The 14,947-nt window shown below is 63.0% G+C and carries 16 protein-coding genes; 7 read left to right on the forward strand and 9 right to left on the reverse strand.

Features of this window, described 5'->3' with window-relative positions; genetic code table 11:
* On the forward strand, window positions 1-189 hold the full coding sequence (locus HAD_RS00735) for a YgaP family membrane protein (protein WP_035568687.1): 189 nt from the start codon (window positions 1-3) through the stop codon (window positions 187-189).
* A gap of 15 nt (window positions 190-204) precedes the next feature.
* On the opposite strand, the gene HAD_RS17675 is transcribed toward HAD_RS00735, so the two are convergent.
* From HAD_RS17675 to HAD_RS00755, 4 genes are read right to left on the reverse strand one after another with little or no spacing between them, the layout of a single operon-like run.
* Window positions 205-795, reverse strand: a complete 591-nt coding sequence (locus tag HAD_RS17675) for an ABC-type transport auxiliary lipoprotein family protein (protein WP_051595806.1) — start codon at window positions 793-795, stop codon at window positions 205-207.
* Entirely contained in the window at window positions 795-1,754 is a 960-nt protein-coding gene (locus HAD_RS00745; protein WP_035568690.1) for an MlaD family protein, read from the reverse strand. Before HAD_RS00745 ends, HAD_RS17675 begins: the two co-directional genes overlap by 1 nt.
* Window positions 1,755-1,771: 17 nt before the next feature.
* Window positions 1,772-2,536, reverse strand: a complete 765-nt coding sequence (locus tag HAD_RS00750; protein WP_035568692.1) for an ABC transporter ATP-binding protein — start codon at window positions 2,534-2,536, stop codon at window positions 1,772-1,774.
* The gene (locus HAD_RS00755; protein WP_035568695.1) at window positions 2,533-3,654 is read right to left on the reverse strand and encodes an ABC transporter permease; all 1,122 of its coding nucleotides are present in this window, start codon (window positions 3,652-3,654) and stop codon (window positions 2,533-2,535) included. The genes HAD_RS00750 and HAD_RS00755 overlap by 4 nt, the downstream gene beginning before the upstream one ends.
* A gap of 87 nt (window positions 3,655-3,741) precedes the next feature.
* Here HAD_RS00755 and dgcA point away from each other — a divergent pair, with 87 nt between their 5' ends.
* Entirely contained in the window at window positions 3,742-4,725 is a 984-nt protein-coding gene (gene dgcA / locus HAD_RS00760; protein ID WP_051595807.1) for an N-acetyl-D-Glu racemase DgcA, read from the forward strand.
* Window positions 4,726-4,735: 10 nt separating this feature from the next.
* Here the strand turns inward: dgcA and HAD_RS00765 are convergent, their stop codons facing one another.
* Complete coding sequence (locus HAD_RS00765) at window positions 4,736-6,295, reverse strand: DHA2 family efflux MFS transporter permease subunit (RefSeq protein ID WP_035568697.1); 1,560 nt, start codon at window positions 6,293-6,295, stop codon at window positions 4,736-4,738.
* A 27-nt stretch (window positions 6,296-6,322) separates the two neighbouring features.
* Complete coding sequence (locus tag HAD_RS00770) at window positions 6,323-7,633, reverse strand: HlyD family secretion protein (protein ID WP_084331716.1); 1,311 nt, start codon at window positions 7,631-7,633, stop codon at window positions 6,323-6,325.
* Between the two features lie 106 nt (window positions 7,634-7,739).
* On the opposite strand from HAD_RS00770, the gene HAD_RS00775 reads away from it, so the two are divergent.
* Window positions 7,740-8,408 carry a TetR/AcrR family transcriptional regulator gene (locus tag HAD_RS00775; protein WP_051595809.1) on the forward strand — a complete coding sequence of 223 codons (669 nt, stop codon included), beginning with the start codon at window positions 7,740-7,742 and terminating at the stop codon, window positions 8,406-8,408.
* A gap of 70 nt (window positions 8,409-8,478) precedes the next feature.
* A complete protein-coding gene (locus HAD_RS00780) occupies window positions 8,479-9,615 on the forward strand; it encodes an EstA family serine hydrolase (protein WP_035568700.1) in 1,137 nt (378 codons plus the stop codon).
* 6 nt (window positions 9,616-9,621) lie between these two features.
* On the opposite strand, the gene HAD_RS00785 is transcribed toward HAD_RS00780, so the two are convergent.
* Window positions 9,622-10,734: an Rv3169 family protein gene (locus HAD_RS00785; protein WP_035568702.1), complete on the reverse strand. Its 1,113-nt coding sequence runs from the start codon at window positions 10,732-10,734 to the stop codon at window positions 9,622-9,624.
* A gap of 104 nt (window positions 10,735-10,838) precedes the next feature.
* Here HAD_RS00785 and HAD_RS00790 point away from each other — a divergent pair, with 104 nt between their 5' ends.
* Both HAD_RS00790 and HAD_RS00795 read left to right on the forward strand, forming a co-directional pair.
* Window positions 10,839-11,267, forward strand: coding sequence for a PaaI family thioesterase (locus HAD_RS00790; protein ID WP_035568705.1), 429 nt, complete (start codon window positions 10,839-10,841; stop codon window positions 11,265-11,267).
* Window positions 11,264-11,626, forward strand: a complete 363-nt coding sequence (locus HAD_RS00795; protein WP_035568708.1) for a DUF423 domain-containing protein — start codon at window positions 11,264-11,266, stop codon at window positions 11,624-11,626. The genes HAD_RS00790 and HAD_RS00795 overlap by 4 nt, the downstream gene beginning before the upstream one ends.
* A 25-nt stretch (window positions 11,627-11,651) precedes the next feature.
* Here the strand turns inward: HAD_RS00795 and HAD_RS00800 are convergent, their stop codons facing one another.
* Complete coding sequence (locus HAD_RS00800) at window positions 11,652-12,107, reverse strand: hypothetical protein (protein WP_156942109.1); 456 nt, start codon at window positions 12,105-12,107, stop codon at window positions 11,652-11,654.
* A 276-nt stretch (window positions 12,108-12,383) separates the two neighbouring features.
* On the opposite strand from HAD_RS00800, the gene pip reads away from it, so the two are divergent.
* Window positions 12,384-13,373: a prolyl aminopeptidase gene (gene pip / locus HAD_RS00805; RefSeq protein WP_035568714.1), complete on the forward strand. Its 990-nt coding sequence runs from the start codon at window positions 12,384-12,386 to the stop codon at window positions 13,371-13,373.
* 138 nt (window positions 13,374-13,511) lie between these two features.
* On the opposite strand, the gene HAD_RS00810 is transcribed toward pip, so the two are convergent.
* Window positions 13,512-14,936 (reverse strand): sodium-dependent transporter, encoded by a 1,425-nt coding sequence (locus tag HAD_RS00810; protein ID WP_035568716.1) that lies wholly within the window; start codon window positions 14,934-14,936, stop codon window positions 13,512-13,514.
* Between the last annotated feature and the right edge of the window lie 11 nt (window positions 14,937-14,947).

The raw sequence follows: 14,947 nt of genomic DNA on the forward strand, positions 1-14,947 counted from the left end.
ATGTTCAAGACCAATGAAGGTACCATCGACCGCGTTCTGCGCGTCATTGTCGGCCTGGCGCTGATCGCCATCGTCTTCGTCGGACCGCAAACGCCCTGGGGCTGGATCGGCCTCGTGCCGCTGCTGACAGGCCTCGTCGGCACCTGCCCGGTCTATTCCGTACTCGGTATCCGTACCTGCAAACTGTAGAGACCTGACGTCCGATCAGGCGTCCGGCTCAGCGGCCGTCGCCTGTTCGGAAACGAACCCCGCCACCTGCGCCGCACAGGCCCGGCCCGCTTCGGCCAGCGCGAGAGCGCGGGACTCAGCGGAGGACGCGCCGGCATTTGCCGATGAGGTTACATTCGTCTGCGCGACCACCTTGCGCGTGTCCGCTTCCACAAGCGTCGCTTCAAGGTCGCACCGGGCCAGCGTGCCCGCGAGCGTAAAGTCTTCGATCCGCCACACGAGTTCATAATCCGCATGGGCGCCCGCCTCCAGCGCCACGGCAACGCCTGCGCCTTTGTCGTCCAGCGCATCCAGCACCGCCACCTGCATCAGGCGCGTGGCGCTATCCGCCCATTCCACGCCGCGCACGAGGCGCAAGGCACCGGCGGCATCCTCAGACGCAATCACCCGTCCGCCGAACAGGCGGGAGGCTTCAGGCTCCCGAACGGCCACGACGGTCTCGACCGGATAGGTTTCGGTCATCGCGCCAAACCGGTAGAGGCCGTCCGGGACTTCCGGTTCCGGCAGGACGCTGACGCAGGCGGTCAGCGCCGTCATGGCGAAGGCAAGGGAAATCGAGCGGATCATCAGCGTTTATCCTCATAAGGAACCGGTTCCCCGACAAGCATGCTTTGCGGGTTCTGTTCGAGTTCACGGGTCAGCCGGTCCATACGGCTGATCAGGATACGGAGATCCTGCGCGGCAAGTCTGGAATCTTCCACGACGCCGGTGGCCGGGCCTTCCAGCAGCGTGTTGACCACGCTCACCGTATCCTTGCCCTGCACGATCACGGCATCGGCGGAGGCGACGACATTGCGCACCTCGGTCAGCAGGTCGCCGAGCTGCCCGGAAAGACCGTCCAGCTCCTGATTGGCATTGGTGCTGAACGCGCCGACAGATTCCGACGCGGACGCAAATTCCGTGCTGGCGCGCGACAGGTCCTGCATCGTTCCCGTTGCGCGGTCGATCAGCCCGTCATCTGCGGCGAGCTTTGTGGTGATCGTCTCGATATTCTTCAGCGAGGTGCTGATGGATTCAATATTTTCGTCCGTCAGCAGCTCTTTCACGCGCTCCATTGTGTCGTTCGCCTGGCCGAGCACTTGCGCGCCGCCAGCGACCAACTGGTCCAGCTGGGTCTTTTCGGCCTTGATGACCGGCACGGGCTCTCCCGGCTTCGCTTCCAGCAGGCGGGCTGTGGGGGAGCCGGCACTGATCTGCACAAATGTCACGCCGGTGATGCCGGCCAGCTGGATCGATGCGGTCGAATCCGTTTTCACCGGCGTTTCACGGTCGATCCGGATGCGCGCGCGCACCTTGGACGGGTCGGCCCGGTCAATCCGGACGGTGGAGACTTCACCGACCTTGATGCCGATATAGCGTACCGCCGATCCGTCTTCGAGTGAGACAGGGCCCTCAAAGACGATATCATACGCCTTGTAGTCCCGCTGGAACTGGGACTGGCCCAGCCACAGGACGAAGGCTGCAACGGCCAGCGTTGCAACAATGACAAAAGCGCCGATGACGGCATAATTCGCTCGCGTTTCCATCGCTCCGGGCCCCCTTTCTAGTGTCCCGTTGCCGCGCGTCCCCGCGGGCCGCAGAAATATTCCTGCACCCACGGATGATCGAACGCACGTAATTCTTCGATCGTGCCAACTGCCAGCACGTGTTTTTCTCCCAGCACGGCGATCCGGTCGCAGGTCGCATGCAGCGTATCCACATCATGCGTGACAAGGAAGACGGTGAGGCCCAATGCCTGTTGCAGGCTGCGGATCAGGGCATCGAACTTTTCCGCCGTAATCGGATCGAGGCCGGCCGTCGGCTCATCCAGGAACAGGAGTTCCGGATCCAGCGCCAGGGCCCGGGCCAGGGCTGCACGCTTGCGCATGCCGCCGGACAGGTCAGACGGATATTTCGGGCTGGCCTCGGCGCTGAGACCGGCCATGCGGATCTTCATGTCGGCCAGCTGGTGGCGCAGCTCCGGCGCCAGCAGCGTGTGCTCCTTCATCGGAACTTCCACATTCTCGCGCACGGTGAGGTTCGAAAACAGGGCGCCGTCCTGGAACATCACGCCCCAGCGCTGCTCGACATCGGCCCGCTCCGCCTCGTCCAGCGTTTCAAGCCGCTCCCCGAACACTTCGATACTGCCTTCGGCAAATTCCTTGAGGCCGGTAATCGCCCGCAACAGGACGGACTTGCCGCAGCCCGACGGCCCGATCACGCCAATGATTTCACCCCGGCGAATGTCGAGATCCAGATGCTCGTGCACGACATGGGTCCCATAGGCGGTCTTCAGGTCCCGGATGCGGATGATGATGTCGTCCGTCATATGCCAAGCTCCATGTAGAGGATGGCAAAGATGGCATCGAGCACGATCACGGCGAACAGGCCCTGCACCACCGACGTGGTGGTCGCATTGCCCAGCGATTGAACGCTGCCGCCGACATTCAGCCCCTGACGGCAGGCGATCAGTGTCACCACAAAGCCGAACACCGGCGCCTTCGACAGGCCGACCCAGAAATGCTCCAGCGGCACGGAATTGCGCAGGCGGTCAAGGAAGACGCCGGGATTGATGTCCAGCGACGACCAGCCAACCACGACGCCGCCGGCGATACCGGCGAGCGTGGCCACGAAGGTCAGCGCCGGGGTCATCAGCAGGAGCGCGATGATGCGCGGCGCAACAAGAACGTCCATCGGCTTCAGGCCAAGCGTCTGCATGGCGTCGATTTCCTGGCGCATCTTCATGGTGCCGATCTGGGCGGTGAAGGACGAGTTCGTCCGCCCGGCCAGCACGATCCCGGTCAGCACCACGCCAAACTCGCGCAGCATCGAATAGCCGATCAGTTCGACCGTGTAGATTTCGAGGTCGAAATCCCGGAGCGTCGTCGCGCCGATATAGGCGACCACCATGCCGACAAAGAAAGACAGGAAAGCAATGATCGGCATCGCATCGAGGCCCGCCTCTTCCATCACGGCGACGATCGAGGTCCAGCGCAATTTCCAGGGCCGCATCAGCAGGCCCAGCGTTGTCACGATCGTCTCACCCAGGAAGGCGAGGGTCTGGAAGATTTCCGACATGACGCCGACAAAGCCGCGCCCCGTCCGCTCCAGCAGGGCGACGAAGCCGTGGTCCGGCGCTTTGACCGGGGGCACCGGGTCGGAGACGGCATGAACCTGGTCGATCAGGTTCCGGGCCACATCATTGGTGCCGGTCAGGCCCGATCCTTCCGGCGCAGCCCGCAGCGTGCGGTCGATCAGGAAGGCGCCGGCCGTGTCGATCCGGGTCAGTCCGGAGACATCCACAAGCACGGGATGATCATGCTTTAGTCCGGCCAGGTCATCATCCAGCAGGTGAATGGTCATGGCTGTCCAGTCCCCCGTCAGGCGGAGGGTGGCTCGTTCGCCGCTCTCTTCAAGCGCGAAACCGGGGGCTGTCGTAACTGGCATCTGTGGCAACTAGCCTTCCAACAGTAGCAAAACATGCTTAAGGACAGCGAAGCGGGATCGGTGAAATTTTATCGTTCAGGATCGGACATGGGCAATCGAAACCTTGAAATTTCAGCGATTTCCTCACCCCTGAAAACGGCGTTTACCATTTCCCGCGGGGCAAAGACCAGCGCGGAGACAATTCGCGTCACGCTTTCTGAAAACGGCGCCACAGGCCGCGGCGAAAGCGTACCCTACGCGCGCTATGGCGAAACCGTCGACAGCGTCATCGCAGCCATCGACTCCGCCCGCTCCGCCCTCACCTCCGGCCTCAGCCGCGAAGACCTGCAAACCCTCATGCCCGCCGGCGCGGCGCGATGCGCGGTGGATTGCGCCATGTGGGACCTGGAAGCAAAGCTCGCCGGCAAGCCGGTCTGGCAACTGGCAGGCCTGCCGGAACCGAAACCCGTCGAAACCGCCGTCACCGTCAGCCTCGACACGCCGGACGCCATGGCCGCCGCCGCGCGGGAGACGCAGGGACGCCTTCTCAAACTGAAACTTGGCGGGCCGGACGATCTCGCCCGGATCGAGGCGGTCCATACCGCCCGGCCGGACGCCCGCCTGATCGTCGATGCAAATGAAGGCCTGAATGAAAGCCAGTTGCCGGCCATCGCCAGCGCGGCTGCACAGCTGGGCGTGGTGCTGATCGAACAGCCCTTCCCCGCCGGGGCCGACGACGCCCTGCTGCGCCGCCCCGGCCCGGTGGCGATCTGTGCCGATGAAAGCGCGCACACCCGGTCGGAACTGCAGGACCTTGCGCGCCGCTATGATGCGGTGAACGTCAAGCTCGACAAGACGGGCGGCCTCACCGAAGCCCTCGCCATGGTGCGGGACGCGCGGGCCATGGGCCTGGGGATCATGGTGGGCTGCATGGTGGCTGGGTCGATTTCCATGGCCCCCGCCGTGCTGCTGGCGGGCCTGGCCGACCTCATGGATGTGGATGGGCCGCTCTGGCTGGCGCAGGATGTGGCGCACGGCCTTGCCTATTCGGACGGCATGGTCGCCCCGCCGACGCCGGACCTCTGGGGCTGATCCCCCCGGCTCAGTGCGCCGCCGCCGGTGCAGCCGCCTTCGGTTTGTCCAGCATGATCACGACCAGCAGGACCAGGGCGAACGAGACAGACATGGTCAGGAACAGATTGTTATAGGTCATCACGGCGGCTTCCATCTTCGTACGGGCGACCAGCTGCGCCAGCGCCGTGCCTTCCGGGTCTGCCACGCCGGCGGCTTGCATGCGGGCCGTCATGTTCGACAGGAAAGACTGTACCTCCGGCCGGGCCAGGGAAAGACCGTCGGCGATCTGCTGCTGGTGCAGCTGGTTGTAGCCGATCATCAATGTTGTCAGGATCGCAATCCCGATCGCCCCGCCAAGGTTCCGGCAGACCGTGAAGAGACCGGATGCGTTGGCGACCCGGTCCGGCGGCAAGGTCCCAAGCGCAAGGTTGGTCGTCGGCACCATGGTCAGGATCAGGCCCGCGCCGCGCAGGGCCTGCGGCCAGAACAATTCGTTGAATCCGGACTGGGCGGTCAGGTGCCCGTTCAGCCATGTCCCGATTGCGGCCAGTGACAGGCCCACCGCAACGACAAAGCGCGGATCGTATCGTCTCGTCATTGCCCCGGCCAGCGGCCCGCCGACGAACATGGCGAAACCGGCAACGCTCATCACCTCACCGATCTGCAGGGAAGAATAGCCGCGCACCTGCGCCAGATACAGCGGCAGGATGAAGACCGATCCATACAGGCCGAACCCCATCACCGAACCAATCAGCGCGCCGGAGGCGAAGTTCCGGTCTTTGAACACGCGCAGGTCCACCAGCGGCACGTCAGATGTCAGGGCACGGCGGAAGAAGATGACCGCCGCCACCGCACAGACGATGGACGCTTTGACAATCGCAGAGCTCTGGAACCAGCTGTCGCCCGGCCCTTCGTCGATGATCCACTCGAACAGGCCAAGGAACAGGGCCATGGCAACAAGAGCGGTGACATCCAGCCGGCGCAGCAGCGCGCGTTCCCCTTTCTGTTTCGGAACGAACAGGAAGACGAGCGTGAGTGCGGCGATACCCGGCACGACGTTGACCAGGAACAGCCAGTGCCAGGACATATGCTGCGTGATCCAGCCGCCCAGCGTCGGACCGATGGATGGCGCAAGCGTCGCCACCATGCCGATCATCACCTGTTGCGTCATCGACCGGCCGGCCGGGAACAGCGTGAAGCTGGCCGCCATTGTGGTCGGCACCATGGCAGCGCCGCTGAAGCCCTGGACGATGCGGAAGAAGATCAGGGAATCCAGATCCCAGGACATGGCGCACAGGACGCTGGATATGACGAAGCCCGCCGCAGACATCATGAACAGTTTGCGGATGCCAAAGGCCCGGTTGAGAAAGCCCGACAAGGGAATGCCCACGACTTCGGCCACAAGATAGCCGGTCTGGATCCAGGCGATTTCTTCATGGCTGGCCGATACGCCTGCCTGAATCTCCGAAATGGAACTGGCAACAATCTGGATATCCAGAATTGCCATGAACATGCCGATCACCATGGCAAAGAAGCCGATGTTGAGGGCAAGCTCCGAAGAGGCTTTCTTGCGGATTGCGTTGACCATGGCGGACCTCTCCGGCCTCTGGGCGGCTTAGCCGTCCACGCCTTTCGCGATCACGACTGCCTCGACTGACATGCCGGGACGCATCCGGCCCGTCGCCAGCGCCTCTTCCGAAATCTTCACGCGCACAGGCACGCGCTGGACAATCTTCGTGAAGTTGCCGGTCGCCGTGTCCATGGGGATCAGGCTGAACTGGCCGCCCGTCGCCGGGGCAATCGAGTCCAGCGTGCCGGTCACTTTCATGTCCGGATACGCATCGACATGGATGTCCACTTCCTGGCCGGGGCGCATGCGCTCGACCTGCGTCTCCTTGAAGTTGGCGATGATGTAGGATTGCGACACCGGCACGATGGACATGGTCTGCTGGCCGGGGCTCAGCAACTGGCCCTGAGCAACGACGCGGTTGGCAACGACCCCGTCAAAGGGCGCGCGCAATTCGGTGCGGGTCGCATCGAGCTTTGCTGCATCGACCCGCGCTTTTGCCGCGTCGACCTGCGCGTCGGCCCCGGCAACCGCGGCCTTGGCGGACTCCAGGTCTTCCTGCGCACGATGATAGTTTGCCTGGGCAACGGTCAGTTCGCTCTGCGCGGTCGTGATGCCGGCATTCCACTGGTCCAGCGTTGCACGGGCAGACTGTTCCTTTGTGGCCGCCGCATCGAGGCTGGCTCTCGGGTAATGCCCCTTGTCGGCAAGCTCCGTATACCGCTCAAAGTCATGGGCGGCGAGCGTAGCGTCGGCCTGTGCGGCCGCGGCGCTTGCCTTGGCCTGGGCCAGACGGTCGCGCTGGGCGGAAATCTGGGCGGCGGCTGTCTGCAGATTGGCTTCGGCGGCAGCGACACCGGACCGGGCCTGCGCCTGCGCGGCAACCGATTGCTGAAGGGCAGCGGCCGCTTCGGAGACGCGGGTGGCATAGTCCGCCACTTCCAGCGTCACCAGAAGGTCACCCTGCTTGACGGCCTGATTGTCCGTCACGTGGACTTGTTCGACATAGCCCTGCACTTTCGGGGCGATGGTCGCGATGTCGGCGCGGATATAGGCATTGTCGGTCGAGATCTCGTAGCGGCCCGCGACCAGCCAGTGAATGCCCTGATACCCGACGAACAGGGCCAGCAGCAGGCCGGCGCCGGAAAGAATGTATTTCCGCGGGTCCGCCTTGAACTTCGCCACCAGGCCCTGCCCTTTCGGGGCGGGTTTGCGGGCGGCGGGCGCATCGTTCGCAGGCGCCGGATCGGAGGCCGGGTCAGAGGCCGGTTCCGGCATTTTGGCCGGCGCCTCTGCCACGTTGGGAGGGGGCGCGGAAGCGGGCTGGGAGGAGTCGCGCTTGAACGGTTGTACAGCCATGGGAGGAGTTCCGTGGTATCTGTTCTGGATCCCGGTGATAGATCCAAAAAGTGTAATTCTGGTTACATCGCTTGCAATGTAATTCACATTACACCAAAATCAACCCATGAACGGTATTCACAAGTCCAAGACCCCCGCCCCGCCCGCCGCAAAGGCGGCCGACGGCGCTTCGCGCGCGGAAATGCGGCGAGCGGCCTTCCTCGAAGCGGCGCAGGATGTCTTTCTGGAACAAGGCTTTGAGGCAGCCAACATGTCGGAAATCGTCCGGCGTGCAGGCGGGTCTCTGGCGACGCTGTACTCTCAGTTTGGCGACAAGGAAGGCATCTTCCTCGCCATGCTGGAAACCCGCATGAAAGCCGTTACGGCGACGCTTGAGGTCGAACTCCAGGCCCACACGCCGGTTGAAGAAGGCCTGCGCCGCATCGGTGAGCAGTTCGCCGGGAAGCTGGTGCAGCCCAACTCGCTGGAACTCTACCGGCTGATCGTCGGCATGGCGAAGAAATACCCCCATATCGCGGACACCTTCATGGAGCTTGGGCCCAACAAGGTGCGCGCCGGGCTCGCAGCCTACCTGCAGGACCGGGCCGATGCGGGCGAGATACCGCAATTGGACAAATATGAGACGCTTGGCTCGCTCTTCCTCGACATGGTGCGCTCGCCCCTGCAAAGCCGGGCCCTGCTGGACTCGAATGTGCGCCCGTCGGAAGACGATGTCCGCACCAGCGTCGACCGGGCCGTCGACATGTTCCTCTACGGCCTTTCTGGAAAACACTGAGGCATCTCGATCATTCGATTGCTGTAAGGCGCCTGCGCGGCTACCTTCCCGGGAAAACAGGGAGAGATGAATGCCTGACGGGAACGTGGGCGGCATGGTGGACGACAAGTTCGCAGCCGTAAGAGAACAGTTCGAAAAAAACCTCAGCGACGGAACGGATATCGGCGCATCCTTCTGCGTCACCAGGGATGGCGAGACAGTTGTCGACCTCTGGGGCGGCTGGGCCGACGAAGAGCGCACACGCCCGTGGCAAGAGGATACGATCGTCAACGTCTATTCGACGACCAAGACGATGACGGCGCTGACGGCCCTCTGGCTGGCCGATCAGGGCAAGCTGGATTTCGATGCGCCGGTCGCCGAGTACTGGCCGGAATTTGCAGCCAACGGCAAGGAGGCGGTCAAGGTCAGCCACCTGATGAGCCACTCTGCCGGCCTGTCCGGCTGGGCGGACCCGCTCGACAAGCGCGTTCTGTACGACTGGGAGCAGGCAACAAACCTGCTCGCCGCACAGGCGCCCTTGTGGGAACCCGGCACAGCCTCCGGCTATCATGCGCTCACGCAAGGTTATCTGGTCGGCGAAGTGATCCGGCGGATCGACGGCCGCACCGTGGGCAACGTATTCCGGGAAGAGTTTGCCGAGCCGCTGGGCGCAGACTTCCATATCGGCCTTCCGGCCTCGGAGGATCACCGTGTGGCGCATCTGAAGCCGCCCCCGGGCGCCGGTCTCAGCGGCGCAGCACAATCGGAAATCCAGCGTGTGGCCTTCGAGAACCCGGGCATTGATGTGTCGGAAACGCGGACACGCGCCTGGCGCGGGGCCGAGATTCCGGCGGCCGGCGGCACAGGCAATGCCCGCTCCATCGCCACGGTCCAGGCAATCCTGGCGAATGGCGGCGTCATGAACGGCAAGCGTTTCCTGTCGGAAGCCGGGTGCCGCAAGGCGCTCGAATGCCAGGTGGACGGCACCGATATGGTACTGGGCATACCGGTGCGGTTCGGGCTCGGCTATGGCCTCTCCGGCCCGATGTCACCGGCCCTGAACGATCAGTCGATGTTCTGGGGCGGCTATGGCGGGTCGATTGTTCTCGTGGACATGGAGAACCGGATGACCATCGCTTACGCCATGAACCGGATGGAGGGCACCACCACGGGCGACATGCGCGCAATCACGCTCGCCGCCCAGGTCTGGCAGGCGATGGCGGGCTGAGCCGCCCTACTCCCCGGCACCGTCGAGCATGGATTTGAATCCGCTCGGCGCGTGCGGGCCCATGAACAGCTGCTCGAACGCGCCAATCCCGTCCGACGACTGGCCGCCCGGGCCTTCGTGATGTGCCCGGACGATTGCCTGGATATGCAAATTCTCCGGGATGTTCCACGGCGCGTTCGGGTCCATGTCTTCCCGCTCGACGACCAGCTGGTCGCCATGGCTCATGCCGTGCTTGAACTTTTCATGGCCGTATCCGATGCCCCGCATCAGGAAGGTGCCGATGGGCTCGAAATCCACCGTATGCGGATTGCCCTCTGAATCCTTCATGTTCAGGCGCGCTTTCGCCATGCGGCGCGTGCCCGGCGCGTAGGTCATATCCATCTGCGCATCGTCGAGATGCAGGTGTTCGCCATGCTTCGCGCCATCCGCAGCGAGCACGGCGCGCTTGTTCCACGCCTCCCCGGCGCCATCGTCATTGACGTGGAAATAGAGCGCCTGGTTCGCAAAATTCGTCGGCGTCCAGATCCAGTAGAATTGCGGCTCCAGCGGCGGGATCAGCGGCTGGGCATCCTGCGCCCCGATGGGCCGCACGCCCCATGACCGGTCGCGCGTGCCGCTCCAGCTGGCGGGGTCGACCTCGATCTCCTTGCCGTCGATGCGCAGCTTGCCGGACCAGTGGCCGTTCTGCGTCATGCGCGTCAGGTCCATCAGCATCCGCGGGCCCTGGCGGCGCGTGAAGCGCGGCTCCTCGACCGGGAAGGCCCGGCCGGTAAATTCCACGTCGAGCGCGATGCCTTCGGTCTCTTCAAGCTTCAGGCGGATCCGCTTCAGCGGCTCCAGCACTTCCACCGACATGCCGCCGATATAGGTGTCCATCCGCTCCATGTTCAGCGGGCGGGAGAAGAAGACCGAGCTCTGCTTGCCGTCATGCAGGACCGACACGGAGCCGTCGATAATGTTCAGGTGCGGGTAGACGCCCATCGCGGCGGCAAAGAACACGGATCCGTCAGACGAATAGCCATTGTAGAAGTACCGGTCGTAGAAATTCCGGTCAGATCCTGAAAAGGCAACCGGTTCCGGTGTCTGGTGGATTGGATATTCGTCTCCGGCGGTGAGCATAGTTCGCACTTCCTTCCTCTGGGTGACCTCTTGGCGGGCCGTTCATGCAAGCTAGGGTGTACGAGGGAAGCCCCGGCGACAAGGGGTGACGCGAGGGAGGCAACATGTCCTGTAAAATGAATCCGGAGGAAGCCAACACATTCCTGCGCCAGGCCTTTGAAGGCCAGTCGGTGCGCACGGAAATCGTGGAAATGGTGGAAGGCCGCGCCGTGGTGCGACTAAGGGCCGACAAGACGAATCTGCGTCCTGGCGGTTATATCTCCGGGCCGACACAGATGTCGCTGGTCGACACGGCCTCCTATTTTGCCGTGATGACCGTTACCGGACTGGAGCCAATGGCCGTAACCAGCAGTCTCAATATGAGTTTCCTGCGTCCCTGCATCGGGGACGTCGTGCTGGCGGACGCCCGCATCATGAAGATCGGGCAGACCCTGGCGGTGATGGATGTGGACGTGCGCGTCGAGGGCGCGACCAAACCGTCCAGCCATGCCGTCGTCACCTACGCCCTGCCCCGGAAGGAAACGGCCGCTTGAACCGGCTGGCGGCCTTCGCTGCGCTGATCGGCTTTCTCGGCGTCGCTTTCGGCGCCTTTGGCGCGCATGCGCTGGATGGCCGCCTGACAGCCGAAGGCGCCGACTGGTGGCACACGGCAACACTCTATGCCCTGCCGCATGCGGCGGCCGTGATGGCGATCGCCCTGTCCGGCCGTACGGGCCTTTTGCGCAGCGGCGGCTGGTTCATGGCGGTCGGCGCATGCATCTTTGCCGGCACACTTTACAGCATGGCCCTTGGCGCGCCCCGCTGGTTCGGCGCGATCACGCCGATTGGCGGCGTGTCCTTGCTGGTTGGTTGGGCATTGGCTGCGATCAGCAGCCTGAGACCGTCAAACTAGGGCGCCGCGGTCCGGCCGCTGCAGTTCAGGACGTTGCGGAATTCACGGACGCGTATTTTTCGGCGAGGCGGTCAGCCGTTTCGCGCGCATCGTCGATGACATCTTCGAAGGCGCCGAGTTCCTTGTCGACCGGCGCTGTATCCATGTCCATGTCAGGGCGGGCAGCCACTTCGCCAAGCGCGCTCTGGAAGCTGCGATAGGCCATCTGTGCACGGACAAGGGCCCGTTCATAGCTCATCACGTCTGCGCGGGTTGCCGTCTGTGCGCCGGTTTCCTCAAGCAGCGAGTCGGCCTCCCGGCTGACTTTGCCCAGTCCGGTCCGTGCTGCCTGGCTGTCGGAAACGATCCGGGCGAGCACAAGCGCCGGGGCTTCAGACCCTGCCCCAATCCGCGCGGCATATGTATTCGCCTGCGCCTGGTCATTGGTAATGCCGTTGATCAGCGTATTGGCGAGCCCTGCAAGGCCGCTATTGGATTTCACCCAGCCGGCATCGACGGCCGCGTCGCAATATTCCGTTGACGCTGTACGAAGGGAAGATTGATTTTGGGACAGCCCCGCCTGCACCAGAGCTTGACCTGGTACCATGGAAACGGTTGCGCATCCTGCAAGAAGGCATAGGGATACACCCAGAATTACGCTACGCATCAAACAGCCACCTGCATTCTGTTTGGGCCCCAATACGTAATATTCTGTACGTAACGACGGGAACCATGTCCACCTCAGACGGCAGTTTGAACGAAATTAGGTGAAGAGTGAATGAATAGACGCCCGCCACGCCGCATTTTATATCCCCGTTACGAGGCCCGGCGCTCCGGCCGGCTGCGGGTTTCAGATATTCATGAGATCTACTGGGAAGAATCAGGCAACCCGAATGGCGTGCCCGTGATCGCCCTTCATGGCGGCCCCGGAGGCGGCTCAAGCCCCGAAATGCGGCGGTTTTTCGACCCTGAGCGGTATCGCGTCTTCCTGTTCGACCAGCGCGGTTGTGGACGGTCCACACCACATTCCGAACTGCGTGAAAACACGACCTGGGACCTGGTGGACGATATGGAGGCACTGCGTGACCATGTTGGCGTCAATCAGTGGCTTGTGTTCGGCGGATCGTGGGGATCGACCCTTTCACTCGCCTATGGCGTGACTCATCCGGACCGGACTCTCGGATTAGTATTGCGCGGCATCTTCCTTGTGTCGAAACCGGAAGTGCAATGGTTTTACCAGAGCGGCGCCAGCCGCCTGTTCCCCGATTCCTACGATCGATACATTGCCCCGATCCCGGAGGATGAGCGCGACGATCTGTTGATGGCCTTCCATCGCCGCCTGACGGGCGATGACCGGCAAAGCCGGATCGAGGCCGCCCGGGCCTGGTCGCGCTGGGAGGGGGAAACCCTGTCCATCAAGGGGCCGCTGACCACGCCGCCGCGCTTCAATGAAGATGATTTCGTCGATGCCTTCGCCCGGATCGAGTGCCACTATTTCGTCAATCGCGGTTTCTTCGCCAGCGACAACTGGCTGCTGGAACAGTGCGCGAAAAAGCTGAAGGACATTCCGGGCGTGATTGTTCACGGCCGCTATGATGTCGTGACACCGCTGTCGACGGCCTGGGCCTTGTCGAAAGCCTGGCCGAAAGCTGAGCTTCACATCGTGCCGGATGCCGGCCACTCCTCGATGGAGCCCGGCATTGTCGACAAGCTGATTCAGGCAACGGATCATTTTGCCGGCGTCTACGGCTCGAAAGTCCGCGCCTGATCGCTGCCAGATCCGAGATTTATCTCCGGGACCCATATGAAAACGCCCTCCACCGCGTGGAGGGCGTTTCTATATAAGGTGTATTGAGGGTCTATAGACGGTGTTCGTGAGGGTGCGGGCGTGCCCGCTGAAGACCGTTCACTCCACAGGCGGCAGCTCGTAATTCGGGCCCAGCAGGGTTTCCAGGAAACCCGGCAACTGGACGTGGTACTGGTCCTGGATCTTGTCGAAGAAGCCAAAGAACAGGACGAACCCGACAAAGGCCGGCACGAACCAGCGCATCAGGAACCGCCAGACATTCATGATGTTCCCCTCGCCCAGCTCGGAGGTCAGCATGTCACGTGACAGGACCCAGCCGGCAAAGATCGCGACCAGCAAACCGCCCAGCGGAAGCAGGACATTGCCGGTGATGAAATCCATGAAGTCGAGATATTCGGTCGAGAAGATATAGGCCGCGCCGATCATCCACAGCATGAAGCCGACGCCCATGGCCGCGCCCATCCGGGTCACACCCTGCCGTTCTTCCAGCCAGGAAACCGAGACTTCAAGCAGCGAGATCGAAGAGGTGAACGCGGCAAACAGGGCCAGCGCAAAGAACAGGATCGACATCAGGTAGCCAACCGCGCCGAGGTTTCCGAGGGCCACCGGCATCGAGACGAAGAAGAGGCTCGGCCCGCCGGCCGGATCCAGCCCGGCAGCAAACACGATCGGGAAGATCGCAAAGCCTGCAATCAACGCCACAAATGTGTCCGATCCTGCAATGATCACGGAGGATCGCGGAATATTCGTGCCGCGGTCAAGATAGGCGCCATAGGTGATCATCAGGCCCACGCCGACCCCGATGGAGAAGAAGGCCTGGCCCACCGCTTCAAGGAAGGTCTTGAAGCCGACATCCTCCCATTTGGGCTGGAACAGGAAGGCGAACGTCTCCCCGGCATTGCCGCGCGTCAGGGAAAACCCGACAATGACCAGAAGGATCAGGAAGAAGGCCGGCATCAGGATGCTGGCGGCTTTCTCGATTCCGCCCTTCACGCCCCGGCCGACAACCGCAATGTTTGCAATGATAAAGAGGGCAAGCAGCGCCAGCATGTACCATTTGGAGGCGAGCGCATGCTCTCCCTGCCCGATGACATTGGCGAAATTGGTGCCCGAACTGGACGCGTCCATGCCGGCGAACCCGTTCTTCAAGGCCTGGATCACGAAGGCCAGCAGCCACGCCGAGATCACCATGTAGAATGACAGGATGAAGGAGGCCGTAATCGTGCCGACCCAGCCGACAAAGCCCCAGCGCTGGCTCTTGCTTTCCGCCCGCGCGAGGGACTCAACGCCCTCCACGGCCGACATGCCGGATTTCCGGCCCATGCCGTACTCGGCCATCAGCACCGGCAGGCCAATCAGAATGACGCAGGCGATGTAGATCAGGATGAACGCGCCACCGCCGTTTTCACCAGCCGTGTATGGAAACCGCCAGAAATTGCCGAGGCCGACCGAAGAGCCAACGGCAGCCATGATGAACCCGAAGCGTGAGCCCCATGTGTCTGCCTTGCGGGCGATTGTTGCCATATTTCCCTCTC

The sequence above is a fragment of the Hyphomonas adhaerens MHS-3 genome (assembly GCF_000685235.1).
Classification (GTDB): Bacteria; Pseudomonadota; Alphaproteobacteria; order Caulobacterales; family Hyphomonadaceae; genus Hyphomonas; species Hyphomonas adhaerens.

Excerpts from the sequence above, each read along its gene's own strand:
- HAD_RS00735 (WP_035568687.1), top strand. The coding sequence starts at position 1 with ATGTTCAAGACCAATGAAGGTACCATCGACCGCGTTCTGCGCGTCATT.
- HAD_RS17675 (WP_051595806.1), bottom strand. The coding sequence starts at position 795 with ATGATCCGCTCGATTTCCCTTGCCTTCGCCATGACGGCGCTGACCGCC.
- HAD_RS00745 (WP_035568690.1), bottom strand. The coding sequence starts at position 1,754 with ATGGAAACGCGAGCGAATTATGCCGTCATCGGCGCTTTTGTCATTGTT.
- HAD_RS00750 (WP_035568692.1), bottom strand. The coding sequence starts at position 2,536 with ATGACGGACGACATCATCATCCGCATCCGGGACCTGAAGACCGCCTAT.
- HAD_RS00755 (WP_035568695.1), bottom strand. The coding sequence starts at position 3,654 with ATGCCAGTTACGACAGCCCCCGGTTTCGCGCTTGAAGAGAGCGGCGAA.
- dgcA (WP_051595807.1), top strand. The coding sequence starts at position 3,742 with ATGGGCAATCGAAACCTTGAAATTTCAGCGATTTCCTCACCCCTGAAA.
- HAD_RS00765 (WP_035568697.1), bottom strand. The coding sequence starts at position 6,295 with ATGGTCAACGCAATCCGCAAGAAAGCCTCTTCGGAGCTTGCCCTCAAC.
- HAD_RS00770 (WP_084331716.1), bottom strand. The coding sequence starts at position 7,633 with ATGGCTGTACAACCGTTCAAGCGCGACTCCTCCCAGCCCGCTTCCGCG.
- HAD_RS00775 (WP_051595809.1), top strand. The coding sequence starts at position 7,740 with ATGAACGGTATTCACAAGTCCAAGACCCCCGCCCCGCCCGCCGCAAAG.
- HAD_RS00780 (WP_035568700.1), top strand. The coding sequence starts at position 8,479 with ATGCCTGACGGGAACGTGGGCGGCATGGTGGACGACAAGTTCGCAGCC.
- HAD_RS00785 (WP_035568702.1), bottom strand. The coding sequence starts at position 10,734 with ATGCTCACCGCCGGAGACGAATATCCAATCCACCAGACACCGGAACCG.
- HAD_RS00790 (WP_035568705.1), top strand. The coding sequence starts at position 10,839 with ATGTCCTGTAAAATGAATCCGGAGGAAGCCAACACATTCCTGCGCCAG.
- pip (WP_035568714.1), top strand. The coding sequence starts at position 12,384 with ATGAATAGACGCCCGCCACGCCGCATTTTATATCCCCGTTACGAGGCC.
- HAD_RS00810 (WP_035568716.1), bottom strand. The coding sequence starts at position 14,936 with ATGGCAACAATCGCCCGCAAGGCAGACACATGGGGCTCACGCTTCGGG.